This is a genomic window from Exiguobacterium indicum HHS 31 (assembly GCF_001939065.1).
GTDB classification, from domain to species: domain Bacteria; phylum Bacillota; class Bacilli; order Exiguobacteriales; family Exiguobacteriaceae; genus Exiguobacterium_A; species Exiguobacterium_A indicum.
This window is the reverse complement of sequence record NZ_MPSZ01000020.1, coordinates 1-2,981: the sequence shown is the minus strand read 5'-3', so window position 1 is coordinate 2,981 and position 2,981 is coordinate 1. Positions and strand designations below refer to the sequence as shown.

Sequence of the window (2,981 nt, the reverse complement as noted above, 5' to 3'; positions counted from 1 at the left end):
GACGTGTGTTCTTAGAATACCAACGCTAGATCAAGGTATGAAGGGCGTACGGTGGATGCCTTGGCACTAGGAGCCGATGAAGGACGCGACGAACAGCGATATGCTTCGGGGAGCAGTAAGTATGCTTTGATCCGAAGATTTCCGAATGGGGGAACCCACCATCCGTAATGGGATGGGACATGTTACATGAATACATAGTGTAGCGTGAGGCAGACCCGGGGAACTGAAACATCTAAGTACCCGGAGGAAGAGAAAGCAAATGCGATTCCCTGAGTAGCGGCGAGCGAAACGGGAACAGCCCAAACCGAAGAGCATGCTCTTCGGGGTTGTAGGACACTCTACACGGAGTCAAAAAGGAAGACAGTAGGTGAAGGACCTGGAAAGGTCGGCCGAAGAAGGTGACAGCCCTGTAGCTGAAACTGTTTTCCCTCCAGAGTGGATCCTGAGTACGGCGGGACACGTGAAACCCCGTCGGAATCCGGGAGGACCATCTCCCAAGGCTAAATACTCCCTAGTGACCGATAGTGAACCAGTACCGTGAGGGAAAGGTGAAAAGCACCCCGGAAGGGGAGTGAAATAGATCCTGAAACCGTATGCCTACAAGTAGTCAGAGCCCGTTAACGGGTGATGGCGTGCCTTTTGTAGAATGAACCGGCGAGTTACGATAACGCGCGAGGTTAAGCCGATGAGGCGGAGCCGTAGCGAAAGCGAGTCTGAACAGGGCGTTCAGTGCGTTGTCGTAGACCCGAAACCAGGTGATCTACCCATGTCCAGGATGAAGGTCAGGTAACACTGACTGGAGGTCCGAACCCACGCACGTTGAAAAGTGCGGGGATGAGGTGTGGGTAGCGGTGAAATGCCAATCGAACCTGGAGATAGCTGGTTCTCCCCGAAATAGCTTTAGGGCTAGCCTCGAGGTTGAGAGTTCTGGAGGTAGAGCACTGATTGGACTAGGGGCCCCCACAGGGTTACCGAATTCAGTTAAACTCCGAATGCCAGCAACTTATACTCGGGAGTCAGACTGCGAGTGATAAGATCCGTAGTCAAGAGGGAAACAGCCCAGACCGCCAGCTAAGGTCCCAAAGTGTATGTTAAGTGGAAAAGGATGTGGCGCTGCCTAGACAGCTAGGATGTTGGCTTAGAAGCAGCCACCATTCAAAGAGTGCGTAATAGCTCACTAGTCGAGTGGCGCCGCGCCGAAAATGTAACGGGGCTAAACATACCACCGAAGCTGCGGATTCCGTAAGGAATGGTAGGGGAGCGTTCCAAACCGCTGCGAAGCTGTACCGGAAGGAGCAGTGGAGCGTTTGGAAGTGAGAATGCCGGTGTGAGTAGCGAAAAGAGGGGTGAGAATCCCCTCCGTCGAAAGCCCAAGGTTTCCTGAGGAAGGCTCGTCCGCTCAGGGTTAGTCTGGACCTAAGCCGAGGCCGAAAGGCGTAGGCGATGGATAACAGGTTGATATTCCTGTACCGCCGATCCACCGTTTGAACAATGGGGGGACGCAGGAGGATAGTGACGCATGCGGATGGAAGTGCATGTGCAAGTTTCAAGACCGTCTGATTGGCAAATCCGTCAGGCACCAAAGTCAAGGAACGACGCGGAGTCCCGTAGGGACGTAGGTCACGATTTCACACTGCCAAGAAAAGCCTCTAGTGAGGGGGAAGGCGCCAGTACCGTAAACCGACACAGGTAGGCGAGATGAGAATTCTAAGACGCGCGGGATAACTCTCGTTAAGGAACTCGGCAAAATGGTCCCGTAACTTCGGGAGAAGGGACGCTCTACATGAGTAGAGCCGCAGTGAATAGGCCCAAACGACTGTTTAGCAAAAACACAGGTCTCTGCTAAATCGCAAGATGACGTATAGGGGCTGACGCCTGCCCGGTGCTGGAAGGTTAAGGGGATGGGTTAGCGCAAGCGAAGCTTTGAACCGAAGCCCCAGTAAACGGCGGCCGTAACTATAACGGTCCTAAGGTAGCGAAATTCCTTGTCGGGTAAGTTCCGACCCGCACGAAAGGCGTAACGATTTGGGCACTGTCTCAACGAGAGACCCGGTGAAATCATAGTACCTGTGAAGATGCAGGTTACCCGCGACAGGACGGAAAGACCCCATGGAGCTTTACTACAGCCTGATATTGAGGCTTTGTGCATGATGTACAGGATAGGCGGGAGACGTCGAGCCCGGAGCGCCAGCTTCGGAGGAGTCACCCTTGGGATACCGCCCTTCATGCATAGAGTCTCTAACTCGCAGCCGTGATCCGGCTGGAGGACCGTGTCAGGCGGGTAGTTTGACTGGGGCGGTCGCCTCCTAAACAGTAACGGAGGCGCCCAAAGGTTCCCTCAGAATGGTTGGAAATCATTCGTAGAGCGCAAAGGCAGAAGGGAGCTTGACTGCGAGACCTACAAGTCGAGCAGGGACGAAAGTCGGGCTTAGTGATCCGGTGGTTCCGCATGGAAGGGCCATCGCTCAACGGATAAAAGCTACCCTGGGGATAACAGGCTGATCTCCCCCAAGAGTCCACATCGACGGGGAGGTTTGGCACCTCGATGTCGGCTCATCGCATCCTGGGGCTGGAGTAGGTCCCAAGGGTTGGGCTGTTCGCCCATTAAAGCGGTACGCGAGCTGGGTTCAGAACGTCGTGAGACAGTTCGGTCCCTATCCGTCGTGGGCGCAGGAAATTTGAGGAGAGCTGTCCTTAGTACGAGAGGACCGGGATGGACGCACCGCTGGTGTACCAGTTGTTCCGCCAGGAGCATCGCTGGGTAGCTACGTGCGGACGGGATAAATGCTGAAAGCATCTAAGCATGAAGCCCCCTCCAAGATGAGATTTCCCTTTGAGTAATCAAGAAAGACCCCTCAGAGACGATGAGGTAGATAGGTCACGGGTGGAAGCATGGCGACATGTGGAGCTGAGTGATACTAATCGGTCGAGGCCTTGTTCTAGCAGATGCTTGTTGATGACTTCAGTTTTGAGGGCGCGAG

1 rRNA gene is annotated in these 2,981 nt (G+C 54.3%); it reads left to right on the top strand.

What is annotated here, in order from left to right:
• The first annotated feature begins 28 nt into the window (after window positions 1-28).
• Window positions 29-2,942: ribosomal RNA gene (locus tag N179_RS16710) — 23S ribosomal RNA — on the top strand.
• Window positions 2,943-2,981 lie beyond the last annotated feature (39 nt).